This is a genomic window from Flavipsychrobacter sp. (assembly GCA_041392855.1).
GTDB lineage: Bacteria > Bacteroidota > Bacteroidia > Chitinophagales > Chitinophagaceae > UBA5543.
In genome coordinates, this window is record JAWKLD010000002.1 from 228,415 (window position 1) to 252,100 (window position 23,686).

25 protein-coding genes are annotated in these 23,686 nt (G+C 38.7%); 11 read left to right on the top strand and 14 right to left on the bottom strand.

The window, feature by feature from the left end; genetic code table 11:
• Window position 1: 1 nt before the first annotated feature.
• Genes R2800_14705 through mraZ form a run of 8 tightly spaced genes read right to left on the bottom strand, consistent with a single transcriptional unit; the run spans window position 2 to window position 9,198 of the window.
• Entirely contained in the window at window positions 2–1,210 is a 1,209-nt protein-coding gene (locus tag R2800_14705) for an FtsW/RodA/SpoVE family cell cycle protein (GenBank protein ID MEZ5018307.1), read from the bottom strand.
• A gap of 21 nt (window positions 1,211–1,231) precedes the next feature.
• A complete protein-coding gene (gene murD / locus R2800_14710; protein ID MEZ5018308.1) occupies window positions 1,232–2,590 on the bottom strand; it encodes a UDP-N-acetylmuramoyl-L-alanine--D-glutamate ligase in 1,359 nt (452 codons plus the stop codon).
• Window positions 2,590–3,861 carry a phospho-N-acetylmuramoyl-pentapeptide-transferase gene (gene mraY / locus R2800_14715; GenBank protein ID MEZ5018309.1) on the bottom strand — a complete coding sequence of 424 codons (1,272 nt, stop codon included), beginning with the start codon at window positions 3,859–3,861 and terminating at the stop codon, window positions 2,590–2,592. The genes murD and mraY overlap by 1 nt, the downstream gene beginning before the upstream one ends.
• A gap of 17 nt (window positions 3,862–3,878) precedes the next feature.
• On the bottom strand, window positions 3,879–5,345 hold the full coding sequence (locus R2800_14720) for a UDP-N-acetylmuramoyl-L-alanyl-D-glutamate--2,6-diaminopimelate ligase (GenBank protein ID MEZ5018310.1): 1,467 nt from the start codon (window positions 5,343–5,345) through the stop codon (window positions 3,879–3,881).
• Window positions 5,345–7,441: a penicillin-binding protein gene (locus tag R2800_14725; protein MEZ5018311.1), complete on the bottom strand. Its 2,097-nt coding sequence runs from the start codon at window positions 7,439–7,441 to the stop codon at window positions 5,345–5,347. Before R2800_14725 ends, R2800_14720 begins: the two co-directional genes overlap by 1 nt.
• Before the next feature lie 21 nt (window positions 7,442–7,462).
• The gene (locus tag R2800_14730; GenBank protein MEZ5018312.1) at window positions 7,463–7,816 is read right to left on the bottom strand and encodes an FtsL-like putative cell division protein; all 354 of its coding nucleotides are present in this window, start codon (window positions 7,814–7,816) and stop codon (window positions 7,463–7,465) included.
• A complete protein-coding gene (gene rsmH, locus R2800_14735) occupies window positions 7,817–8,728 on the bottom strand; it encodes a 16S rRNA (cytosine(1402)-N(4))-methyltransferase RsmH (protein ID MEZ5018313.1) in 912 nt (303 codons plus the stop codon).
• A gap of 2 nt (window positions 8,729–8,730) precedes the next feature.
• A complete protein-coding gene (gene mraZ / locus R2800_14740; GenBank protein MEZ5018314.1) occupies window positions 8,731–9,198 on the bottom strand; it encodes a division/cell wall cluster transcriptional repressor MraZ in 468 nt (155 codons plus the stop codon).
• A 296-nt stretch (window positions 9,199–9,494) separates the two neighbouring features.
• On the opposite strand from mraZ, the gene bamD reads away from it, so the two are divergent.
• The 3 genes from bamD to R2800_14755 all read left to right on the top strand — a co-directional run bounded on the left by bamD (window position 9,495) and on the right by R2800_14755 (window position 11,402).
• Window positions 9,495–10,298, top strand: a complete 804-nt coding sequence (gene bamD / locus R2800_14745) for an outer membrane protein assembly factor BamD (protein ID MEZ5018315.1) — start codon at window positions 9,495–9,497, stop codon at window positions 10,296–10,298.
• Window positions 10,285–10,605 carry a DNA-directed RNA polymerase subunit omega gene (locus R2800_14750; protein ID MEZ5018316.1) on the top strand — a complete coding sequence of 107 codons (321 nt, stop codon included), beginning with the start codon at window positions 10,285–10,287 and terminating at the stop codon, window positions 10,603–10,605. The genes bamD and R2800_14750 overlap by 14 nt, the downstream gene beginning before the upstream one ends.
• A gap of 98 nt (window positions 10,606–10,703) precedes the next feature.
• Window positions 10,704–11,402 (top strand): YjjG family noncanonical pyrimidine nucleotidase, encoded by a 699-nt coding sequence (locus R2800_14755; protein ID MEZ5018317.1) that lies wholly within the window; start codon window positions 10,704–10,706, stop codon window positions 11,400–11,402.
• Here the strand turns inward: R2800_14755 and R2800_14760 are convergent, their stop codons facing one another.
• Window positions 11,403–11,684, bottom strand: coding sequence for a DUF721 domain-containing protein (locus R2800_14760; GenBank protein MEZ5018318.1), 282 nt, complete (start codon window positions 11,682–11,684; stop codon window positions 11,403–11,405).
• Between the two features lie 149 nt (window positions 11,685–11,833).
• Here R2800_14760 and rpsO point away from each other — a divergent pair, with 149 nt between their 5' ends.
• The 3 genes from rpsO to R2800_14775 all read left to right on the top strand — a co-directional run bounded on the left by rpsO (window position 11,834) and on the right by R2800_14775 (window position 15,530).
• A complete protein-coding gene (gene rpsO / locus R2800_14765) occupies window positions 11,834–12,106 on the top strand; it encodes a 30S ribosomal protein S15 (protein MEZ5018319.1) in 273 nt (90 codons plus the stop codon).
• A 75-nt stretch (window positions 12,107–12,181) separates the two neighbouring features.
• Entirely contained in the window at window positions 12,182–14,530 is a 2,349-nt protein-coding gene (pnp, locus tag R2800_14770; protein MEZ5018320.1) for a polyribonucleotide nucleotidyltransferase, read from the top strand.
• 97 nt (window positions 14,531–14,627) lie between these two features.
• The gene (locus R2800_14775) at window positions 14,628–15,530 is read left to right on the top strand and encodes a mechanosensitive ion channel (GenBank protein ID MEZ5018321.1); all 903 of its coding nucleotides are present in this window, start codon (window positions 14,628–14,630) and stop codon (window positions 15,528–15,530) included.
• On the opposite strand, the gene R2800_14780 is transcribed toward R2800_14775, so the two are convergent.
• From R2800_14780 to R2800_14790, 3 genes are read right to left on the bottom strand one after another with little or no spacing between them, the layout of a single operon-like run.
• Entirely contained in the window at window positions 15,520–16,671 is a 1,152-nt protein-coding gene (locus R2800_14780; GenBank protein ID MEZ5018322.1) for a glycosyltransferase family 1 protein, read from the bottom strand. The genes R2800_14775 and R2800_14780 overlap by 11 nt on opposite strands.
• A 32-nt stretch (window positions 16,672–16,703) precedes the next feature.
• A complete protein-coding gene (locus tag R2800_14785) occupies window positions 16,704–17,312 on the bottom strand; it encodes a riboflavin synthase (protein MEZ5018323.1) in 609 nt (202 codons plus the stop codon).
• A gap of 7 nt (window positions 17,313–17,319) precedes the next feature.
• Complete coding sequence (locus R2800_14790) at window positions 17,320–17,871, bottom strand: hypothetical protein (protein ID MEZ5018324.1); 552 nt, start codon at window positions 17,869–17,871, stop codon at window positions 17,320–17,322.
• A gap of 143 nt (window positions 17,872–18,014) precedes the next feature.
• Here R2800_14790 and rpsU point away from each other — a divergent pair, with 143 nt between their 5' ends.
• The 4 genes from rpsU (at window position 18,015) to R2800_14810 (ending at window position 20,767) form a co-directional block, all read left to right on the top strand.
• Entirely contained in the window at window positions 18,015–18,218 is a 204-nt protein-coding gene (rpsU, locus tag R2800_14795) for a 30S ribosomal protein S21 (GenBank protein MEZ5018325.1), read from the top strand.
• Between the two features lie 80 nt (window positions 18,219–18,298).
• The gene (locus tag R2800_14800) at window positions 18,299–19,189 is read left to right on the top strand and encodes a tyrosine-type recombinase/integrase (GenBank protein MEZ5018326.1); all 891 of its coding nucleotides are present in this window, start codon (window positions 18,299–18,301) and stop codon (window positions 19,187–19,189) included.
• A 32-nt stretch (window positions 19,190–19,221) separates the two neighbouring features.
• Window positions 19,222–19,521: an HPF/RaiA family ribosome-associated protein gene (locus R2800_14805; protein MEZ5018327.1), complete on the top strand. Its 300-nt coding sequence runs from the start codon at window positions 19,222–19,224 to the stop codon at window positions 19,519–19,521.
• Window positions 19,522–19,630: 109 nt separating this feature from the next.
• Window positions 19,631–20,767: a PQQ-binding-like beta-propeller repeat protein gene (locus R2800_14810; GenBank protein ID MEZ5018328.1), complete on the top strand. Its 1,137-nt coding sequence runs from the start codon at window positions 19,631–19,633 to the stop codon at window positions 20,765–20,767.
• An 82-nt stretch (window positions 20,768–20,849) separates the two neighbouring features.
• Here the strand turns inward: R2800_14810 and R2800_14815 are convergent, their stop codons facing one another.
• Both R2800_14815 and R2800_14820 read right to left on the bottom strand, forming a co-directional pair.
• Window positions 20,850–21,362, bottom strand: coding sequence for a ferritin (locus tag R2800_14815; protein MEZ5018329.1), 513 nt, complete (start codon window positions 21,360–21,362; stop codon window positions 20,850–20,852).
• A gap of 103 nt (window positions 21,363–21,465) precedes the next feature.
• Window positions 21,466–21,960 carry a redoxin family protein gene (locus R2800_14820; GenBank protein ID MEZ5018330.1) on the bottom strand — a complete coding sequence of 165 codons (495 nt, stop codon included), beginning with the start codon at window positions 21,958–21,960 and terminating at the stop codon, window positions 21,466–21,468.
• A gap of 108 nt (window positions 21,961–22,068) precedes the next feature.
• Here R2800_14820 and R2800_14825 point away from each other — a divergent pair, with 108 nt between their 5' ends.
• Window positions 22,069–23,682 (top strand): DUF6029 family protein, encoded by a 1,614-nt coding sequence (locus R2800_14825; protein MEZ5018331.1) that lies wholly within the window; start codon window positions 22,069–22,071, stop codon window positions 23,680–23,682.
• Window positions 23,683–23,686: the final 4 nt, after the last annotated feature.

The following is a 23,686-nucleotide window of genomic DNA, read 5'->3' on the forward strand; positions in this document are numbered from 1 at the left end:
ACTACGCAAGCATTAATTTGTTTCCGCCTGTAACTATATCTGTCACTTGTTGTTTCTTTTCTTTCGAAGCTTTCAGCTTCCCTTCATTTTCATCCACATACCTACTCACACTTAGTATTACACCTATAGCAATACTGGTGAACCATATAGAAGAACCCCCCATACTTACCAGCGGTAGCGTCAATCCCGTTACTGGCACTAAGTGCACATTTACTGCCATATTCAACATCGCCTGAAATACCAATGTTATACTTAGACCTACAGCTAAAAATGCACCAAAGGCATAAGGACATCTTCTAAATATCAGTATACTCCTCCATAGGAATAACAGATATAGAAATATCATACCTGCTCCTCCTATCAACCCATACTCCTCTATGATTATAGCATAGATAAAGTCTGAGTAAGAGTGTGGCAAAAAGTTTCTTTGTTTACTATTACCAGGCCCCTCACCTGTAAGTCCACCGCTTGCTATAGCTATCTTTGCTTGCCTTACTTGGTATACATCTTCTTTCCCTTCTTCATCATCTGCAACAAAATCTTGTATCCTTTGTTCCCATGTACCAGCCCGTCCCCATCCTGTTAGTTTAGACACTGTAAACAATACTGTCACTCCTATCAGCCCTGCCACTGCCAGCATTAAAATGTGTTTCACTTGTATTCTACCTATAAAGAATAAGATGCAACAGGTAACACCTAACATTAACGCAGTAGACAAGTTGGCCGGAGCAATCAAAGCGCAGGTTATCATCACTGGTGTCAATACAGGCAAGAACCCTTTTTTAAAGTCTTTAATATTAGCCTGCTTTGTGCTCAACACCCTTGCTAAAAACATGAATAAAGCCAACTTTGCAAAAGCTGATGTTTGGAACGTAATATTGACTACAGGTATAGTTATCCAACGTGAGCCTTCATTAAGCGATGTACCAAAGAACAAGGTGTAGGCCAACAATGGTATACTCAACAAATACATGAGCACAGCAATTTTAGCAAACTTCTTATAGTTAATCTTGTGCACCAAGTAAATGATCACTAAGCCTAACCCCAGCACTAATACCTGTTTTACCAAGTAATAAGTTGAGTTCAACTCCTTTCTATATGCCAAAGAACCTGTAGAACTGTAAACAGCTAACAAACTCACTAGCGATAGCAATAGGACTACCGCCCATATCACTTTATCACCTTTAGCATGTTTGATCAACTGTTTCATTACTACTTACTATTATTTACATTAAAGATTACGAACAGCCTCTTTGAATTGCTCTCCTCTATCTTCATAATTTTCAAAAAGATCGAAGCTGGCACATGCTGGTGAAAGCAACACCACATCTCCCTTATCCGCTAATGCATATGCTGCTTTCACTGCATCACTTGCGCTACTTGTTTCAACAAGCGTTTCAACCTCTCCATCAAAAGCTTTTACGATAGGACTATTATCTATACCCATGCATACTATAGCCTTTACCTTTTCTCTTACAAGCTCCATAAGCTCGTTGTAATCATTGCCTTTATCCTGACCACCTAATATCAAAACCGTTGGTTTCTCCATACTCTCTAAAGCATACCAAACCGAGTTTACATTCGTAGCCTTACTATCGTTGATATAGTCAACACCTCTTACCGTTGCTACCAACTCCAGTCTATGCTCTAAACCATTAAAGGTGGAAAAGCTTTCTCTTATCTTCTCCTTGCGTATTCCTGCTACGCGTGCTGATATTCCTGCTGCCATGCTATTATATACATTATGCCTGCCTTTTAACGATAGGTCGTGAATAGACATATCCATAGAGTCGTTGCCTACACGGATGTGCATGTCTCCATTTTCTATAAATCCTCCCTCGTTAATTTGGTTTTGGTCGCTCATCGAAAAATAGATTAGTTGTGATTGAATTGAATGGGTTGTTAAATAATTGGTTATCGTTTCGTCGTCCTTATTTGTTATTAAGTAATTATCCCTTGTTTGATTCTTCGTTATATTAAATTTTGACGCTATATAGTTTTCTAATTTGTTATCATACCTTTCCATATGGTCGGGCGTAATATTGAGTAGCACTGCTATATCTGGTTGGAAAAATTTTATATCATCCAACTGAAAACTACTCACCTCCATCACATACCATTCACAAGGCTTTTCTACGATCTGCTTGGCAAAGCTCTTCCCTATATTACCTACAAGTGCCGCATCGTAACCAGCCTCTTTCAATAGATGATGTGTCAATGTTGTAGCAGTACTTTTTCCATTAGTCCCCGTTATGGCTATCACCTTGCTATCTCCCTTATATCTATAGCCAAACTCAATTTCACTACACACCTCTATACCTCTTGCTTTCACCCTTTGCATTATTGCCACCTTGTCACTTATACCAGGGCTCTTCACCAAACAATCAGCCTTTAATATTTCCTCCTCAGTATGCCCCCCAACTTCGTAAGCTATAGCAGCTTGATCTAATACCTTTTTATATTTTTCCTTCAACTGCCCACCATCACTTACAAACACATCCCACCCCTCTTGCTTACCAAGCAAGGCTGCCCCTATGCCACTTTCTCCGGCACCTAGCACTACAAGTCGTTTTTGTGTGTTTGTACTCACTATTGCATTTTAAGTGTTACGATACTCATCACTGCCAGCATAATGCCGACTATCCAAAACCTTGTTACTATTTTACTTTCGTGATAACCCAACTTTTGATAATGATGATGCAGCGGTGCCATTAAAAACACTCTTCTACCTTCACCATGTTTCTTTTTAGTGTATTTGAAATAGTACACTTGGATTATCACTGATAAATTTTCTACTAAGAATATGCCGCAGATAATAGGTATCAACAATTCCTTTCTTATTACCAAGGCAAGCGTACCTATTATACCACCCAAGGCAAGACTACCTGTATCCCCCATAAACACTTGAGCCGGGTAAGCATTGTACCATAAAAAACCAATGCAAGCCCCTATAAAGGCAGCAATAAATATGGACAACTCTCCTAAATGCGGAATATGCATAATGCCTAGATAGTCGGCAAAAATGTAATTGCCCGATACGTAGGCGAACACTCCAAGGCATATACCTATAATAGCCGACACACCTGTAGCTAATCCATCAACACCGTCGGTAATATTAGCTCCGTTAGAAACCGCAGTAACTATAAAAATGGCGAACAATATATAGATGATAGGCGTTAACACATTCACTAGATCTTCGCCAAAAATTGAAGCAATTTTTGCATAGCTCAACTCATGCGTTTTAGTAAACGGGATTGTAGTAGTTACCGACTTTACACGAACATATTTCCTTTCGTTCCCGTCACGATCTTTTCTTGTAAACACATCCGACTTAACTTGCTCTGCTGTATTATGAACAATAGGAGCACTATTAGTTACCTCTCTAGTTGTAACAACATTATCATTGAAGTACATTGTAGAACCTACAATCAACCCTAACCCTACTTGCCCTAACACTTTAAACTTACCAGCGAGACCCTCCTTATTCTTTTTGAATACTTTTATATAATCATCCAAGAAACCAATAAGCCCCAACCAAACTGTTGACACAAGCAAGAGAATAACATACACATTGCTTACTCTTGCGAACAGAAGCGTTGGGATTACAATAGCAGCAATTATGATCAAACCACCCATTGTAGGTGTTCCCATTTTTTGCTTTTCACCAGCCAACCCTAGATCTCTTACCGTTTCTCCTATTTGTTTTTTATGCAGGTAGCGAATAAGTCCTTTACCAAATATCATAGTGATAATAAGAGACACAATGATAGCCATGGCAGCACGGAAGGTGATATAATAAAACACACCTGCACCAAACAGACCAAAATGTTCTCTTAAATAGGTAAAAAGATAGTATAGCATTATGCTATTGGTTTTTATTATTTATTTAAAATCTTAAATGTCTCCTCTAATATTTCTTTATCGTCAAAGTGATGCCTCACCCCTTTTATCTCTTGATAGGCCTCATGCCCCTTTCCTGCCACTAATACTATATCTTCCGGTTGCGCCAAAGAACATGCTGTCTTTATTGCTTCTTTTCTATCAGCAATCCTCAACACCTTTCTTCTATTAGTAATACTCACTCCAGCTTCCATTTCATTTAGTATCACTTCAGGATCTTCACTTCTAGGATTATCAGAAGTCAATATTGCTTTGTCACTATGCTCTGTTGCCACCTCTGCCATTATTGGGCGCTTTGCCTTATCCCTATCACCTCCACACCCTACTACGGTAATTATTTGCTGCATGCCACCACGCAATTGATTAACTGTAGCTAGTACATTCAACAATGCATCAGGTGTATGCGCATAATCAATAATTCCCAATACCTTATCGTTTGGAGACATCAAAGTTTCAAACCTACCAGGAGCACCGTTCAGGGTGCTTAGTTTAGCCAATACTTCCATCTTATCCTCACCCAATAATATAGCCACGCCATACACCGCCATTAAGTTGTAGGCGTTAAATGAGCCGATCATTCTGAAATATGCCTCATACCCATCTATCATCATCACCAATCCTGTCAAGTTATTTTCCAACACTTTACCCTTCACAGTTGCTGGCACTCTCAAACTATAAGCATGTTTATTAGCTTTTGTATTCTGTAACATCACGCCGCCTCTTTTATCGTCTGCATTAGTTAATGCAAAAGCCGTTTTAGGCAAGTCGTCAAAAAACTTCTTCTTTACGTTGATGTACTCATCAAATGTTTTGTGATAATCTAAGTGATCGTGCGTTATATTAGTGAAAACGCCTCCTGAGAAAACTAAACCTGCAATACGTTGCTGGTGTATTGCATGAGAACTCACTTCCATAAAAGTATGCGAGCATCCAGCAGCTATCATTTTTGCTAATAAAGCGTGAATGGAAATGGCATCGGGAGTAGTATGAGTAGCCGTTTCAACCTCATCATCAATATAATTCTGAACGGTTGAGAGCAGACCACATTTATATTCTAAACCTTTAAATAGTTGATATAATAAAGTTGCAACAGTAGTTTTTCCATTTGTTCCTGTTATACCAACCAACTTCAATTTCGAAGAAGGACGACCATAAAAAACATTAGCCACTTCACCCGCTGCCTTTGCACTATCTTTCACCAACACATAAACCACATCCCCATCTAGCACTTCCGGCATTTGCTCGCACACAATAGCAACAGCACCACTAGCTATAGCTTTGCCTATATATTGATGACCATCAACGGTTACACCATTGATAGCGAAAAACACATCGCCTGCCTTTACAGCACGAGAGTCTATACATAACCCACTTGCTGCTACAGACAACGACACATTGTGCGATAGCACTTCTGTATCCTCTAATATGTTTTTTAATATTTGCATTAACCTAATCTCAATACAATTGTTCTCCCTTGAATAATATTTTCTCCCGCTTCTATGGATTGTGATAAAACATCACCACTACCATCTATCTGCACCTTCATTCCGCTTTGTTCTAGCAAAAAGATCGCATCTCTCAAACTCATCCCCACCACATCAGGCACTACATTTTCTACAACTGCCATCTTTGTCATCTTTACCTCCTTGCTGCTATCCGTTGTCAATTGCGCCATACCTCCATCACCTACTACAGGCACCTTCAAACCAATAGCATTCACTAATCCTTTATACGCCTTAGCATCTGCCTTTTTAGCGATCAGTTCTTTTTCTTCAGCAGCTTCCGCCATACTATCTACAGGTGCCGACCAATCTTTATTATCCGCAAAGACCTTATCGGCTATCATCCTAAACACAGGTGCAGCAACAGTACCTCCGTAATATGCTCTGGAATGAGGTTTCGTCCTTACAACTACAGCAATAGTATACTTCGGATTATCTGCAGGGAAATAACCTACGAACGATCCCTGATAAACACGATCGCTATATTTAATGCCTTTATCGGCCACTTGAGCAGTACCGGTCTTGCCAGCTATTTGATAAAAAGGACTTTTCATTCCTTTAGCAGTACCCGTCAAACCAACCTCCTCTACACAAGCTTGCAATTGCGCCACTGTACTCGAATCACCTATTGCGGGCACAACTACAGTTGGACTGAAACGCTCGATCGTTTTTCCATATTCACGCACCTCGCTCACCAAATAAGGCTTCATCATCTTACCATTATTTGCCACGGCATTGTATAACATACAAGTATGCAAAGGTGTTATCAGCACTTCATAACCCGTAGCCATCCAAGGCAATGTCGTTTTACTCCAAGATTTACTATCAGGTGTTTTTACAAGTGTTCTCTTTTCTCCTAATACATCAATACCTGTAGGTTTATCTAAACCCACACTGCACACATGCCTAATAAATTGTTCAGGGTCTTTACTGTAGTACTGGTGCGCCAACTTTGCCATTGCCGCGTTAGAAGAATGCGCAAAAGCATCTTTAATAGTTAAAGAACCGAGCCCAAGATGGGAATCCTTCATGGTCAAATTACCAAACCGGATCGCCCCACCTTCGGCATCTACTTTATCCTCTATTTGTATGTGCTTATCATTTAATAATGCCAACAAGGTCATCAACTTAAATGTAGACCCTGGCTCTGTTGGCATCATGGCATAGTTATAATCCTCCCAATAACTACCATCTTTTTGCCTTCCCAAATTGGCTAATGCTCTCACCTTGCCTGTAGCTACTTCCATCACCACACAAGTACCATACAGACACTCATATTTTTCCAGTATACTCCTTAGCGAGTTCTCTGCTATATCCTGTATTCCTACATCTATCGTAGTTACAATATCCCTACCATTGACCGGCTCTATCTCCGTACCCTCAATAGGCATCCACAAACCACCAGTCATCTTTTGCTCTAACCTTCTGCCTGACACCCCGTTAAGTACACTGTCAAATGTAGCTTCCAAACCTACTGTTTTTGCATTCTCCCTCCACAAACCCACAGTTCTATATGCCAGTATACCATAAGGGTTCACCCTTACACTCTTAGACTCTACTATTAAACCTCCTCTATTCTTCCCCTTATTAAAAATTGGGAAATTCCTCAACTCCTGATACTGATGATACTGCATACTCTTAGCAAGCAACCAATATCTATTTTGTCTTTTATTCTTGTATGCCGACCGTAGCAGTTTTTCGTAACCTCTAGATGTCCTATCACCAAACAATTTTGCCAAGCTATCAGACAACCCCTTCACTTCATCTTGAAACAACTCTTCATCTATTACAGAAAAATCAACATGGGCATCAAATTTTGGAATGGTAGAACACAGCAAGTCTCCTTGCTCTGTATATATATTACCACGCTCTGCCAAAAGCGTAGCATTTCTCATATGCATGTTCTTGGCAGCCTTTATCAATTCAGGCCCCTCTTTCACTTGAACCATTGCAGCCTTTACTATTATGGCGATACCAAATAGACATACACATGTAAATGCGATATACACCCTAAACCGTATGTCTTTTTTAACGTCCAATTGTTCGTCTATTTGGTAGTTCTATTTTTTCTTTACACTATAAGCTGGCAAACTCAAAGGCGATAAGCCAATTTTGTTACCACTCTTTATTACTTCAGACTCTATCTGCACATTCATCAATTGCGACTTCGCATCCATATACTCCCACCTCAACTCTTTCAGCTCTTTATTATACTCTACTAAAGCTCTTTCTGTTTCTACCGCACGATGCGTATTACTGATATACAACACACATAACAAAGACACAAAAGCCAGATAAGGCACATTATCCACTATCAAATCATAAGCACCGCCCATCATCCTTTTCCAATCCAGCTTGTCTTTAAAGGACGACGACTCTTCTTGCTCTTTTTCTATTTTCTTTTTCCTCCACATTTATATACGCTCTGCTATACGAAGTCGAGCACTACGCGCTCTTGAATTATTCTTCAACTCCTCTTCTGTCGACTCTATAGATTTATTACTAAGCGGCTTCAACAATTTTTCCGACACCACTCGCCCGAACACATCTTTCTCCTCTTCTTCCCAACTTCCTCTTTTCATAAACAACTTCACTATTCTGTCTTCTATAGAATGAAATGTAATAACACTCAACCTACCCCCCGCTTTCAAACACTTAGCCGACTGCTCTAAAAAATCTTCCAATGCACCCATTTCATCATTCACCTCTATTCTTAACGCCTGAAACACTTGCGCCAAATACCTATTCTCTTTTCCTCGTACCACAGGTGCTATCATAGCCTTGAAAGAATCTGTACTATCCAAGCCTGCCACTTCCCTTTCTTCTACTATTCTTTTAGCCAACTGCTTCGCATTTCTCACCTCGCCATATCGCTCAAAAAGCTTATGCAACTGCTCTTCGCTATACGTCTTCAAGATATCCGCCGCTGTCATTTCCAATCGCTTGTCCATCCTCATATCCAAAGGACCATCAAAGCGGATCGAAAAACCACGCTCTGCCGTATCAAACTGATAAGAACTCACCCCAAGATCTGCGAGTATCCCATCCACCTCTTCATACCCGTGCAACTTCAAAAAACGCTTGATGTATCTAAAATTCTCCCTCACCTGTATCACACGCTCATCATCAGGCATATTCTGCCAAGCATCCTCATCATGATCAAAAACGATCAAGCGACCTTTGGCATTCAACCTTTTTAATATCTCCTTACTATGACCACCACCACCAAACGTAGCATCCACATACACACCGTCGGGCCTAATTGCCAAACTATCTACAGACTCTTCAAGAAGAACTGATGTATGATAAAACCCCGAATTACTCATTACTACAAATCGTCAAAAGGATTCACAAAATCACCACCTGCCACTTCTGCTGCCAGGTCACTAAAGTTGGCCGCATTACTACTTATATAATTATGATAGGTTGCTCTATCCCACAACTCCACTTTGCTTCCTTGCGCAGAGAACACCATCTCTTTCTTTATACCTGCATATTCCTGTAATGACTTTGGCACCAAAACCCTACCCGCAGAATCCACGTCCACAAATGTGGCGCCGTTCATAAACAAACGCTTAAACTCTCTTACCTTTGGATTAAAATCATTCAGCTTGTTTACTTTTTCAGCCAACTTATTCCAACTCTCAAGAGGATATAACGTTAAACAACTTTCAAATCCACGATTAATAACGAAACGCGAAGCCGCCTCTTCCGAGAGCTGCTTACGGAAACCCGAAGGAAGCAAAAAGCGCCCTTTGGTATCCAATGCTATTTCGTATTCTCCTAGTAGATTCATATCAGAAACACTGCCTTTAACAGAAAGGCAATACACTCACAAAATAACACACTTTCCCACAATTCTACACAAAAAGACACCTACATATTTATCCACAAGAACATGAACCCCAAAAACCAATACAGCATTACAATACAGGGGATTTTACTACTTATGAGAAACTACACATGTTTATATCATGTGAATTTCTGTGCAAAACTTGTTAATATCGCTGTTTAACAGAGTTTTAAGCACTTATTTATCTATTTATAAAGTATTTATGTACCTTTGCGGGCTCTGTTTATAATAAAGGTCGCGTGAAGAATTATTTGGTTGTTTTCATGAGTTTACTATTGTTAGCCTCTTGTACAGGATACGAGAGAGTACTTAAAAGTAATGATGTAAACTATAAGCTTAAAAAAGCTAATGAATACTTTGAAAAAAAGAAGTACTCACAAGCCAACCAATTGTACGAAAGCCTAATACCCGTAATGAAACAGACTCGTAACTACGAGCCACTTTATTACAGATACGCTTACACATTCTACTACCTAAAAGATTATTTATCAGCGTCTTATCACTTCAAGAACTTTTTTGACTTCTTCCCTAGTAGTAAAGATGCTGAAGAGTGCGAATTCTTATATGGCTACTGTTTATATAAAGAGTCTCCAAAATCTTCACTAGACCAAACCTATACAATAAAAGCTGTTGAAGCCTTACAATCGTTCATCAATGTTCACCCGCAGTCAAAAAAAGTAAGTGAGGCAAGCAAAATAATTTCTGATTGCAGGACGAAACTTGAGACTAAGGATGCAGCTGCAGCAAAGCTTTATTACAACATTGGTCAATACAAAGCATCAGGCGTTGCCTACCAAATGGTAACCAGAAACTATCTTAGCTCTACTAAAATAGACTACTATCAGTATATGATCGTTAAGTCTTGGTTCAACTACGCAAAAGCCAGCGTAAAGAGCAAACAAGAAGAGCGTTTTGCAACTGCAATTGAAGCTTATAAAGAATTAGTTGATACATATCCAAAATCTCAATACCTTCGCGAAGCTGAAGAGTATAATACTCAAGCTGAGAATTACATAAAAAAAATACGTGATGAGCACAAATAAGAAAGCAATTGCAGCAGTACAGCCAATGGCAATTACGCAAGACGTAACAGCCATTAAGGAAAAAACTGGCAACCTATATGAGTCTATCGCTATCATAGCTAAACGCTCAAATCAAATTGCAGTGAATATGAAAGAAGAGTTGCACCGCAAGCTTGATGAATTCACTATCCATGCTGACAACTTGGAAGAAATTCACGAAAACAAAGAGCAAATAGAGATATCTAAGATATATGAGCGTATGGCTAACCCTGCACGTTTGGCTACTGCAGAATTTATGGATGATAAAATATACCACCGTAAGAAATAATACGTTCTTATTAAGATAAATTAAAGCTGTTTCGTTAATTCGAAGCAGCTTTTCTCTTTAAAATGCCCTAAGCTTTTGGAAATCATATATTTGTAATAATGAAGAAACAATACAAGCATCTCTTTTTTGATTTAGACCATACACTTTGGGACTTCGACAAAAACTCCAGATATACGCTTGAAAAACTATATCAGGAATATGAACTGGAGCAAAGAGGAATATATGACTTCGAAGAGTTTTTCACTAAATACAATGCTCATAACGACAAACTTTGGGACAAGTTTAGAAAAGGACATATAAAAAGAGATGAGCTGAGATGGAAACGCCTATGGCTGACCCTTATAGACTACAAAATTGGAGATACTGCTTTGGCTCACGAAATGAGCTCTGCTTATTTGGAAATACTGCCAGTACAAAAAGAGCTAACGCCTTATGCCAAAGAAGTTCTAGACCATTGCAAAGACAAATATCAAATACATATTATCACTAATGGCTTCCACGCTACTCAAAAGCTAAAGTTGCAGTATTCCGGCATTTCAAGTTATTTTTCTGAAATAATATCCTCGGAAGGCAGCAATAGCATGAAACCTCGTCCTGAAATCTATGAATTTGCTCTAAATGCAACTGGCGCTACTGAAGAAGACAGTATTATGATAGGAGACGCACTTGAAGTAGATGTAAAAGGTGCGGCCAATGCTGGTTGGGATCAAGTTTATTATAACCCACACCAAATAGAGCATAATAGTCAACCTACTTATGAGATCACCTCTTTAAAAGAGCTATTGACCATTTTCTAACTATTTCACTATAATATCGCGAATAGCTGTCTCTTCCAGATATTCATTGATATTATTTATAAGTTGTTGTTTACCAAGCTGTAACTCTTGTTTAAGGGGAGCCACATCAGTATAAATGGTCAATATGCCATTATCGTAATACATATTACGTGTATATTTAGCTATTGTTTTCCCCACTATCGTCTCCCATTCCTGTTTTAGGCGTAACTCTATTACTTTGGGCTTCCAGCCCGATTTTTGCATTAATAAATTGATAGCTTCGCCTATGCTATATTGCCCCATAGCTGCAAGTTACACAAAACCCCTGTCTGGTAATAGGATATAGTTATAATAGTTAAAAGAAATATTTAAAGAAAAAAAATTGTTCCTCAAGTCTTTTTCCTATCTTTGCGAACTGAAAAATAGTGTCGTTATATAAAAATTTGATGTAGATGTCATATTTAGCTGCCGATAAGAAGGCAAATATCTTTAAAACATTTGGTGGTTCTGAAACCAACACTGGCTCTATCGAGGGTCAAATTGCTATGCTTACAGAGCGTATCAATCACATTTCTAAACATTTGAAGCAGAACAAAAAGGACTATTCAACTCACCGTGGGTTGATGAAGATGGTAGGCCGTCGTAAGCGCTTACTACAGTACCTAAGCCGCACAAACCTTGAATCTTACCGTGCGCTTCTTGAAAAGCTTGGATTACGTAAATAACAACTTACTTTTATAGCTATTCCCAACTTCCTTAGTTGGGAATAGTCTTTTATAAACATATTTAAAAAATATCTTATGATTCCCAACCCCATTTCCGTATCCTTCAAAATGGGCGACGGACGTGAAGTTAGCATAGAGACGGGTAGAATGGCCCGCCAAGCCGATGGTGCTGTAGTAGTACGCATGGGCAATTGTATGTTACTCGCTACTGTTGTTGCAGCAAAAGAACCTAAACCCGGACAATCATTCTTCCCGCTAAGTGTAGATTATCAAGAAAAATTTGCTTCTGCTGGTCGTATACCAGGGTCGTTCTTTAAACGTGAAGGTCGTATTAGCGATTCTGAAATTTTAGTATCTCGTCTTGTAGACCGTGCTTTGCGTCCTCTATTCCCTAATGAGTATAGATGCGATGTACAAGTACTTATATCTCTTATATCATCTGACCCTGAAGTTGCTCCAGACGCACTAGCTTGCCTTGCTGCATCTGCAGCAATGTCTGTATCAGAAGTGCCTATTGAAGAAGTAATTTCTGAAGTAAGAGTAGCTCGTATAGATGGTGAATATGTTATTAACCCTAAGCCTTCTCAAATAGATGGCGCAGACATGAACTTCATCATTGCTGCTACTGAGAAAAACATCATGATGGTAGAGGGCGAGTCTAAAGAGTGTCAGGAAGAAGATGTCATCAAAGCTATCGAAATAGCACACGCTGCTATACGCGAGCAAATAAAAGCACAGCTTGAGCTTAGAGCAAAAGTAGGTGTTACTTCAAGACGTGAAGTGACTGTTCCATACGAAAACGAAGAACTTAAGAAGCGTATTGAAGAGTTTGCCTCTGCTAGGATATTGGAAGCTGCAAAAGCTGCTAGCCCTAAACATGAGCGTAGCGATGCTTTAAAAGCTATTCGTGACGACTTTGATGCTAGCATAGCAGAAGAAGAAATGAGCGAAGAAGATCAAGCTCTAGTAAGCAAATACTTTGGCAAAACGGAGAAGACAATAATCCGTAACATGGTGCTTGATACACGCAAGCGTCTTGACGGTCGTGAGCTAAACCAAGTACGTCCACTTACCATTGAAGTTGATCCACTACCGTCACCACATGGCTCTGCATTATTTACCCGTGGTGAAACGCAATCTTTAACAACAGTTACACTAGGTACAAGTGTAGATGAGCTACTGGTTGAAACAGCAGCTACATCTGACTACCAAAAATTCATACTGCACTACAACTTCCCTCCATTCTCTACAGGAGAAACAAGACCAATGCGTGGTCCTGGGCGTAGAGAGGTAGGTCATGGTGCTTTGGCAAGACGTTCTCTAGCGCAAATGCTGCCTAAAGACGAAGACTTCCCATACACTATACGTATAGTATCTGACATATTAGAATCTAATGGTTCTTCTTCTATGGCTACAGTTTGTGCCGGTTCATTAGCAATGATGGATGCAGGTATCCCTTACCCTAAACACGTAAGTGGTGTGGCAATGGGTATGATCGCCGAAGGAGATAAATATGCGATACTAACGGATATACTTGGTGATGAAGATCACTTGGGTGACATGGATTTTAAAGTAACTGGTACTCGTGATGGTATCTGTGGTATCCAGATGGATATTAAGGTAGATGGTTTAAGCATGGAAGTATTAGGTCAAGCATTAGCACAAGCTCGTGAAGGCCGCCTACACATACTAGATGCTATGTATGAGACCATTCCTTCTCCTCGTGCTGAATTTAAACCACAAACTCCAAGAATTGAACAATTGATCATCGATCGCGAATTTATCGGTGCTGTAATAGGACCAGGCGGTAAGATCATTCAAGAGATTCAACGTGAGACAGGTGCTACTGTAAATATTGAAGAAGTAGACAACAAAGGTGTTGTTAAGATATTCTCTTCTAATAAAGAGACTATTGACAAAGCACTTACTTGGATAAAAGGTATCGTAGCTGAGCCAGAAATTGGCGAAACTTATGAGGGTAAAGTAAAATCAATAGTTCCATTTGGTGCATTTATTGAGTTTATGCCTGGTAAAGAAGGGCTACTACACATTTCTGAGGTTAGCTGGTCTCGTTTAGATACACTTGAGGGTGTTATGGCTGAAGGTGATACTGTAAAGATCAAACTAATAGGTACTGATCCTAAGTCTGGCAAACTTCGCCTTAGCCGCAAGGTGTTAATGGAGAAGCCGGAAGGGTATGTAGAGCCTGAAAAGCGCGAGCGCAGAGGTGGTGATGACCGCAGAGGCGACCGTAGAGGTGGTGGTGATAGAAGAGGTGGTGACCGTCGTGACAATCGCAGAGGCGGTGACGACCGTAGAGGCGAGCGCCGTGAAAGACCAAGACCAGAGAACAATGGTAGCAAAGAACAAAAACCAGAGCAACCGCAACAAGACGACAACAACGATGCAGACATGAAACTGTAATCTTTGAAGTTAATATCACTAAGCCTCGCATTAAATGCGAGGCTTTTTTGTATCCATTCTCAATTGCCTATGTACTTCTTTTCAGTATATTGCTATTATGGAATCAAACGATGCTATTAGAGAAATCCTGTATAACCCAATGATACAAAAGGGTGTGGCTGTTTTTGTTGGTGTAGCTATTATTTGGGGTATCATAAAACTGTTGCAAAAGAACCTTGCATCTAGAATCAAGAACAATGAAGCCAGATATAAAACCAGAAAACTCACTTCATTTATTGGTTTTCTCCTTACTGCTTTACTCGTCACGATCGTATTTAGCGAAAGACTAGGCGGGCTTACCGTTGCCATAGGCGTTGCGGGTGCAGGTATTGCCTTTGCACTACAAGAAGTAATCGTGAGTGTTGCGGGATGGATGGCCATTATATTTGGCAACTTCTACAAAACAGGAGACAGGGTACAACTAGGAGGTATTAAAGGCGATGTAATAGACATAGGAGTATTGCGTACAACCATTATGGAAACAGGAGAATGGGTAGATGGTGACCTATATAATGGTAGAATTGTACTAGTAGCTAATAGTTTTGTTTTCAAAGAACCAGTCTTCAACTACTCCGGAGATTTTGGATTTCTTTGGGATGAGCTTAAGCTTCCCGTACAGTTTAGCAGCAATTTTGACAAAGCAAGGTCCATGTTATTAGCTATAGCAAAAGAAGCAGTTGGAGAATACACCGTTGGGGCTAACAAAGAATGGGAAGCTATGCTCAGAAAATACAGAATAGAGAATGCAAAAACAGAACCACAAGTATCATTGGCGATAATAGATGGAGGTGCTGTTTTCACGCTCAGGTATGTTGTAGATTTTAAACTAAGAAGAAGTATAAAGGACAAGATATATAGTCGTATTCTGGAGCAAGTAAAAACTGCTGACGACATTTTCTTACCTGCAAGCACCATACAAATAACTGATGCTCCAGATATCAATGTAAAAATCAAAGAATAGACTCATACACTTCCATCACCTTAGCGGCACAGCTCTCAGGTGTAAAGTTTTGTGCATGTTGTAGTCCTTTCTCTATCATCGTAGATCGACGCTCTGCATTAGTGGCTATATCATACATTTCATTAGCCATAAGCTGCTCGTCCATAGGATCAATTAAACAGGCAGCATCTCCCCCTACCTCTACCAAGCTCGACTGGTCGGATGTAATTACGGGTATAGCACTCCATAAAGCCTCTAATACAGGCAGACCAAACCCTTCATATACGGATGGATATATCATGGCTGTAGCCATTTGATAAATAGCAGGAAAATCGAGCGAGTTTTTATAGCGAGGCTCGTTTGCAGCATACTCCTGTTCTGATAAGAAGATAATGCTTTCCTCCAGTCGGTTTTCAGTAATGTATTGTTTTACTTTTTGAAAATAACTCCCTCCGCTACCGATAACAACTAAAGGTATTGACAATTTGTTTTGGAGCAGCTTCATTGCTTTGCATATGGTCAGCAAATTCTTCCTATCTACTACGGAGCCAACATACAAGAAGTATTCCTTAGGCAGGCCATACCTTGCTCTCACCGCTTCTTTTTCTTCCTCTCTTAATAGCAGCTGGAAAATAGCATTGCAAGATTGATAACATACTTCGATCTTTTGCGGGTCTATGTTGTAAAACTCCACAATATCATCACGTGTCTGTTTACTTATAGCTATTACCTTGTCTGCTTTTTTGCATGCATATTTAAACTTGCTTCTGTATATAGCTGTATCTATTGCACCATCGTGGTGGGCATAGCGTTCAAAAATAAGGTCATGTATAGTAACTACTGTTTTGATACCCGTTTTATGTATCCCTAGTGGTATTTCATTACTCAACCCGTGATATAGGTCTATTTTCAATTTCTTTAGATCGGTCTTCATCAAGTTGGCACGCCATATAGAACGGAGACTGCTTGAGATACCTGAAGGCTCAATGATGTGTACATTATTGTATTGAGATGCATCAAACCTATCTGTTTTTTTAGGTGCCATGAGATAATACTCGTGCTCAGCAAACCCCTCAAAAATAGAAGTAAGTAATGTGCGGCTGTAGTGCCCTAAACCTGTAAAATTTTGAAACGCCCTTTTTGCGTCGAAAGCAATACGCATAATCGTTCTATTGCCAAGAAAAGTAGTAAATATTATACGCTTTGGCTAATGTTGATATCTAGTTCTTGGTTTCGTAAAAGATATTTACCTAAAATATCAAACTCTAAATTTACTCTATGACCTTGTTCCAATGCAAAGAAATTGGTGTGCTCATAGGTATAAGGAATTATTGTGACGGTGAATGTGTCATGTCCCACATTAAACAACGTAAGGCTAACACCATTGATACAAATGCTCCCCTTCTCTATAGTTAGTTTTGCAAACTCCTTAGGGAAAGAAAAGCTAAACAACCAGCTACCCTCAAGCTCCTTCTTTTCAGTACAAATTGCTACAGTATCAACATGTCCCTGAACAAAATGCCCATCTAGCCTATCACCAACTTTAAGCGCTCTTTCTAAGTTTAACCTATTACCTATTTGCCAATCACCTAGACTTGTTTTTTGCAATGTTTCAGCAACAGCTGTCACTTTATAAGCATCTCCGTCAATAGCTACTACAGTAAGACATACACCATTATGTGCTACAGACTGATCTATTTTCAGTTCGCCAGTAATAGACGACTTTACCCAAAAGTCTATATTAGTACCATTGGGTTGTATATCCTGTACTACACCTACATTCTCTATTATGCCGGTAAACATGCTTAGATTATTTTTTATACGCCGTTCCTAAGTGAAAATTAAGACCAGTGTCACTAGCTACTGTAATATTAACCGATAGCTTTGTGCTATCATTTTTATCTTTTATTAGATAGCCCGAAAGCGTATCTACTGTACGGCATACAATTTGCCCATCTAACACAACGGAATCATTTGTAATGGTAGAGTCCGCATACGATCTATAAAACCTATCTGCTGTCAAACGAATAGAATCAGTATTGCTACAAAAACCTGTTACTCTCAATATGTTATTGCTGTTAGCGTAAATAGTGAGTGTAATATCATTTACCTTTTTCAACTCAAGGTTTGCGTTATAAATGGAGTCTGAAAATGAATAAACGCCTACAAATATATCTTTTGGGTAAAAACAGGTAGTATTATCAGGCCTACCTGGGAACCCCCAATTATAATTAATAGCCTCAGGATCGTTACAATAAGGGTTAGTCAGCTTATCCGATATATCGGGTCCTTCATTATCCGACTTGCTACAAGCAGCCAGAAAGACTAAAAAGACCAATATTATTCCTTTACAATTCCTCATATCGCTTTATAATACAATACACTAACGTAAGATATTCCTCAAAATTATCTAGAATAAAACATATAAACATAAAAAGTTTGTACAAATAATGAATTATGCATAACTTTGCAGTCCTCAAAAAACCAAAAAGGGGGTATAATATTATGTTGATTATTGATTCAAAAGATTGTGAAAACATTGATAAGGCGCTGAAGAAGTACAAAAAGAAGTATGAGAAATCTCGTACCCTTAATCAATTGCGTGCACGTCAGCACTTTACAAAGAAATCAGTTAAGAGACGCCACGAGGTCTTAAAGGCTATCTATCTACAAGAGATAGAGTGTGGTATCAGAGAAAGAAAAAGATAAGCACAACTTTAACATAGTTGTACTAGCATAGCTATTGTGACTGGTATTGTAAATTGTTATATTTACAATACCAGTTTTTTATGATAGAACAGTGGCTAACGGACTTTTTACAATATCTCAAATTTGAGAAGCGCTACGCTGCTCATACGCTTACTGCTTACAGTAAAGACTTACAACAATTTACTGCATATATAGCCGGAGAGTTTGAGATAACTCACCCAAAAGCCATTAAGCATTTCCATATAAGGAGCTGGTTAGCCAGTTTAAAAGACGATAAACACACGGTTAGCACCATAAACCGAAAAATATCCAGCTTAAGCTCATTCTACAAATATTTACTACGCTTATCAATAGTAGAGCAGAATCCTGTGAAACTATTACACGCTTTGCGTAAAGAGGAACGCCTGCCATCCTATATGAAAGAGGAAGAAACAGACTTCCTATTACATGAAATACAATTTGACGAAGGATTTAAAGGTGCTACAGATAGGTTAATATGTGACCTTTTGTACCAGACAGGTATGCGTAGAAGCGAGCTTATACACCTAAAAGAGCAGGATATAGAGTGGTCGCTCAAGCAAATAAGAGTGCTAGGTAAAGGGAACAAAGAGCGTTTAATCCCTATTAGTGAAGAACTAAGCAGATCTATACGGTTTTATATAGAAGATAAAAAAGCTATAACCTGTGATACTAATGGAGAGCTATTAGTGCTTACCAGTGGCAAGCCGCTATATGCAGGATATGTGTACAAGATCGTACAAAAGTACTTAGGTATGTCAACCACGCTTTCTAAAAAGAGCCCTCACATACTGAGGCATACTTTTGCTACACATTTATTAAATAAAGGAGCCAATATACAAGCTATTAAAGAATTACTTGGGCATAGCAGTCTTGCTGCAACTCAGGTATATACACATAATAATATTGATAAATTAAAAGAAATACATAAGGAGCGTCATCCTAGGGGATGACGCTTCATTGATAACAATAAAAATGTTTTAATATGAATGTGCAAATCCAAAGCGTGCACTTCGACGCTGACTCTAAATTGTTGGAACATGTGAACAAGAAAATAGAAAAGTTAAGTACGTTCCATGATCACATTATAGGAGTAGAAGTATACTTAAAACTTGACAATGTAGCCCACACCATTAAGGACAAAGTAGCCGAGATCAAAGTATACGTACCTAAGCATTCTTTTTTCGTAAAACACCAGTCTAAAGGCTTTGAACAGTCTTTTGACCATGCTTTTGACTCTATGGTAAATCGTATAAAAAAGCAGAAAGAAAAGATGTTAGCTTAACATAAAATATTATCTTAGATGTAACAAATCCGGCTTTTTATAATAAATGCCGGATTTATTTTTCAATCATCTTGCAATAAAAGCCTAAAACGCCTATTTTGCATATCTAATGACTAATTATCGAATCATGGTGCAACGTTGGATAAAGAACATTGTTGTCTTTACAGCTGCGACTGTATTCCTTACTGCATGTACAGAAAAGGAATTTAGTAAGGATGAACCGTTGGAGAAAACCTATTATGCGTCTCTTTACATCAGTAGCCAAAATCAAGTATTATATGCCTTAAAGCCAAATTCAGGCGATAAGCTATGGGAAATCAACATAGGTACAAACCTTACCTCTAGTCCTTTAGTACTTGGAGATAAGCTTATATTAGGTACTGACAAAGGGTTAATGATAATTGATGCTAAAAAAGGCACCACTATTAGCACTATTGCAGAAGTAAAATCTACACAATCTTCTCCTACAGGTGAAGGCAATATCGTGTACATTGGTACAGATGACAGTAAGGTAGTAGCAGTAAATCTTGATGATAATACTATCAAATGGACATTTAACACGACAAGTGCTGTTAACTCGTCTCCTACCATATCTAACGGTCAAGTATTTGTTGCGTCTAGTAATGCTGTTTATTCATTAGACCAAGCATCAGGCACCAAAGTCTGGGAGTTTTTACCAACTGGCGGAGGTACTTTCTTTGCGTCTCCTGCAATTGAACTTCCTTATTTATACATTGGTAGCAATGATGGTAACCTTTACACATTGAAAGTAACAGACGGTAGCCTTGCATGGCAATATGCAACTACAGGTCCGATCAAGAGTTCCCCAATCGTTTATGGTGGTAATATCATATTCGGTAGTGATGATAATAAAATATACTGTATCGATAGTGCTGCTAAAAAAGAACGTTGGATATACACTACTACAGAGCGTGTAGTATCATCTCCTTATGGCTATGGCAACGTAGTATATGTAGGAGGTTTCGACCATACGTTTTATGCGCTTAACGTAATAGATGGTGAGGTTAAATGGCGCTACAAGACTAATGGACTGATCAAATCATCTCCTCTTGCACACGAGGGTACTGTATACATTGGAAGCTTTGACAAAACCTTGTATGCATTTGATACTTCAGGTGCTCTTAAATGGTCACGCGACATTGATGGTTCTATAGAAGCATCTCCAGTAATTTTCGACTTGCAAAAAGCATTCTATCCATCATTGAGTGGCAAGTCTCTGAACTAAATAATTACAACACTTTTATAATCAAAAAAGCACTGATAGTATTATCAGTGCTTTTTTATGTCTTGTTATAGCATTATTAAACTTAGCCCCCTTTGTTAACAGTAGACCTATGTTGCATGATATCTCTATCAAACAAATAAATACCACTCTTCTCATCACCTACTAGTTCCAACTTATCATTCAAGGTTCTAGCCAAGCGTTCCTCTTCTATTTGTTCTGAAACATACCATTGTAGGAAATTATGGGTAGCAAAATCCTTTTCAGTTAACGCAAGACCCACAAGAGCATTTATACTTTCAGACACTTTCACTTCATGATTTAAAAACTCCTTAAAGACATTATTAAGTGATTTAAACGTGATGATCGGCTGCGCCAGTGCAGGCACTATTGCAAAACCTCCACGCTCGTTAATATATCTTATAAGCTTCAACATATGAACTCTTTCTTCATCGGCCTGTTGATAAAAAAACTCCGTAACTCCATCTAGCCCTGGCTGTATTTCTGCCCAAGAGGCCATTGCCAAATAAGCCTGTGAAGACTCGGCTTCCATAGCTACTTGTTTATTCAATGCTTCTTGTATTGATTTTTCTAACATAGTGTAGTATTTATACTTAAAATAAGGAAAACAACAAGATAAATGAAATAAAAAAAGCGCTCTTGCAAAGCAAGAGCGCTGAATGTCTATTATTTATAAATAATTATTTACTTAATTCTTTTATTTTCTTGAACACTTCGTGTTCTGCACCCTCTTCATATCCCTGATGTGAATATGCTATCTTACCATTCTTATCGATAATAATAGTAAAAGGTACTGTTTGAAAGTTTAATGAACGCTTCAAATCAGAATTTGTATCAATGTAATAAGGAAAATCCCACCCTTGAGACTTTGCATAACCTCTTACTAAACCGGCAGACCTAGCCTCATCGATCGAAACAGTCATATATTCAAAATCCGCTTCTTTTTGCCATTCAGGCAACATTTTACGTACATTTTTGATCTCTTTCTTACAAGGCACACACCATGTAGCCCAGAAATTCACTAATGTAACCTTACCAGAGGTAACAGTTTCATTAAAAGCTACTTTCTTATTAGTTTTTACGTCTTTTATTTCTGTATCCGGCAGTTCCTTCTTCTGAGCAAATGCTCCGATAGTTAATAATACTGCTAAACTCGCTAGAATAATCCGTTTCATATCTATGTAATTTTTAATCCTATTTTAAAATTAAGAGGCTAAAACCTTGCCAAATTATAGTAAAGGTTCTAAATTCGGAAAATTTTATGTTAAAACAACAGTAAGTTGATGAAAAAAATTATCCTACTGTTAACATTTTCTATCTCTTCTACTCTTGCCTTTGCTCAAGGTCAGCTTTCTGGAGACTTAATGATGAATGTTAACTTCTTTCAAAGAGATTCAGCCATTAATGCTGCTAACAACCCATTGTACGACAACTTCTTAAGTGGAGGTGAAAGTTGGCTCGGGTTGCGATACTCTTACAAAGGGTTTACTGCCACTTTAAGAGCCGATGCATTTCACAATTCAAATAGATACAACCCTACCCAAGCACTAAACGGATGGGGACTAGGTGCATGGCAGCTTAGTAAAACCTTTAATGACTTAACCATCACTGCTGGTTATATCTACGATCAAATTGGTAGTGGTATTATGTTCCGTGCCTATGAAGATCGTGGTCTATTGATCGATAACGCACTTGTTGGTTTACATTTAAAGTATCAGCTAACAGACAATATCGAACTTAAAGGATTCACTGGTCAATCAAAATTCTTGTTCGATCAATACAAACCTGTCATCAAAGGCTTTGCAGCTGAAGGAAATTTTGCCTTAGGTAAAGAAGGTCAGGTATATATAGTACCAGGTATTGGTGCTTTAAATAGAACACTTGACCAAACATCAATGGATCAAGTGGTATCTACCATCAACAGCCAAGATAGTGCTACTCGTTTTGTTCCTATGTATAACATGTATGCGTTTACTGCATACAACACGCTTAGCGTGGGGAACTTCAACTGGTATGTTGAAGGTTCATACAAAACTCATGAGACAATCGTGAACCAAAATGGGCTTTTGGAAGATACGGATGGTAATGTATTGTTCTCAACACTTAGCTACGCCAAAAAAGGGTTTGCTGTAAACTTAACTGGTAAGCGTACTGAAAACTATGAGATGCGTACTTCACCAAACGAGGTGCTTATACGTGGATTAATGAACTGGCAACCGATTGTTGCTCGTCTACGTCCACAAAGACTATTAGCGCGTTACTCACCACCATCTCAAAACTTATCGGAGTTATCGGGAGGTGTGGATGTTCTTATCTCTCCTAACGATGATTTAAGCATTACATTAAACTATGCGCACTCTAACACACTAGACGAAGTTAAACTATACAGAGAAGTGTACTTCGATGCTGAGTATCGTGGTTGGGATAACTTTATAGTAATGGTGGGTACTCAGTATATGGAATATAACCAAGAGCTTTATCAAATAAAGCCAAGTGTTCCATTGCTATTCTCAACAACACCGTTTTTTGAGTTGACTTATAAGATCAGCAAGACAAAATCGATACGTACAGAGTGGGAATACCAAATGACAGATCAGGACTTTGGTTCATGGATCTTTGGTTTAATAGAATATAATATAGCTCCTCGCTGGTCTATATCAATATCAGATATGTATAACCTAAGTGCTGGACCTATAGCTGTAGATCAAGGTGCGGCAAAAAAAGTAGGAGAACCTGGTCAACACTACTACCAAATATTTGGCGCATACACAACAGGGCCACACCGTTTTACACTTTCTTACGTAAAACAAGTTGAGGGTATTAACTGTACAGGTGGTGTATGTAGATATGAGCCTGCATTCAGTGGTGTTAAATTTGGTGTAAGTTCTACATTCTAACAAT

Excerpts from the sequence above, each read along its gene's own strand:
- R2800_14755 (MEZ5018317.1), top strand. The coding sequence starts at position 10,704 with ATGAAGAAACAATACAAGCATCTCTTTTTTGATTTAGACCATACACTT.
- R2800_14775 (MEZ5018321.1), top strand. The coding sequence starts at position 14,628 with ATGGAATCAAACGATGCTATTAGAGAAATCCTGTATAACCCAATGATA.
- R2800_14815 (MEZ5018329.1), bottom strand. The coding sequence starts at position 21,362 with ATGTTAGAAAAATCAATACAAGAAGCATTGAATAAACAAGTAGCTATG.
- rpsU (MEZ5018325.1), top strand. The coding sequence starts at position 18,015 with ATGTTGATTATTGATTCAAAAGATTGTGAAAACATTGATAAGGCGCTG.
- R2800_14790 (MEZ5018324.1), bottom strand. The coding sequence starts at position 17,871 with ATGAGGAATTGTAAAGGAATAATATTGGTCTTTTTAGTCTTTCTGGCT.
- R2800_14825 (MEZ5018331.1), top strand. The coding sequence starts at position 22,069 with ATGAAAAAAATTATCCTACTGTTAACATTTTCTATCTCTTCTACTCTT.
- R2800_14820 (MEZ5018330.1), bottom strand. The coding sequence starts at position 21,960 with ATGAAACGGATTATTCTAGCGAGTTTAGCAGTATTATTAACTATCGGA.
- R2800_14760 (MEZ5018318.1), bottom strand. The coding sequence starts at position 11,684 with ATGGGGCAATATAGCATAGGCGAAGCTATCAATTTATTAATGCAAAAA.
- rpsO (MEZ5018319.1), top strand. The coding sequence starts at position 11,834 with ATGTCATATTTAGCTGCCGATAAGAAGGCAAATATCTTTAAAACATTT.
- R2800_14805 (MEZ5018327.1), top strand. The coding sequence starts at position 19,222 with ATGAATGTGCAAATCCAAAGCGTGCACTTCGACGCTGACTCTAAATTG.
- R2800_14800 (MEZ5018326.1), top strand. The coding sequence starts at position 18,299 with ATGATAGAACAGTGGCTAACGGACTTTTTACAATATCTCAAATTTGAG.
- pnp (MEZ5018320.1), top strand. The coding sequence starts at position 12,182 with ATGATTCCCAACCCCATTTCCGTATCCTTCAAAATGGGCGACGGACGT.
- R2800_14785 (MEZ5018323.1), bottom strand. The coding sequence starts at position 17,312 with ATGTTTACCGGCATAATAGAGAATGTAGGTGTAGTACAGGATATACAA.
- R2800_14780 (MEZ5018322.1), bottom strand. The coding sequence starts at position 16,671 with ATGCGTATTGCTTTCGACGCAAAAAGGGCGTTTCAAAATTTTACAGGT.
- mraZ (MEZ5018314.1), bottom strand. The coding sequence starts at position 9,198 with ATGAATCTACTAGGAGAATACGAAATAGCATTGGATACCAAAGGGCGC.
- R2800_14750 (MEZ5018316.1), top strand. The coding sequence starts at position 10,285 with ATGAGCACAAATAAGAAAGCAATTGCAGCAGTACAGCCAATGGCAATT.
- R2800_14720 (MEZ5018310.1), bottom strand. The coding sequence starts at position 5,345 with ATGCAAATATTAAAAAACATATTAGAGGATACAGAAGTGCTATCGCAC.
- R2800_14705 (MEZ5018307.1), bottom strand. The coding sequence starts at position 1,210 with ATGAAACAGTTGATCAAACATGCTAAAGGTGATAAAGTGATATGGGCG.
- mraY (MEZ5018309.1), bottom strand. The coding sequence starts at position 3,861 with ATGCTATACTATCTTTTTACCTATTTAAGAGAACATTTTGGTCTGTTT.
- rsmH (MEZ5018313.1), bottom strand. The coding sequence starts at position 8,728 with ATGAGTAATTCGGGGTTTTATCATACATCAGTTCTTCTTGAAGAGTCT.
- R2800_14810 (MEZ5018328.1), top strand. The coding sequence starts at position 19,631 with ATGACTAATTATCGAATCATGGTGCAACGTTGGATAAAGAACATTGTT.
- R2800_14730 (MEZ5018312.1), bottom strand. The coding sequence starts at position 7,816 with ATGTGGAGGAAAAAGAAAATAGAAAAAGAGCAAGAAGAGTCGTCGTCC.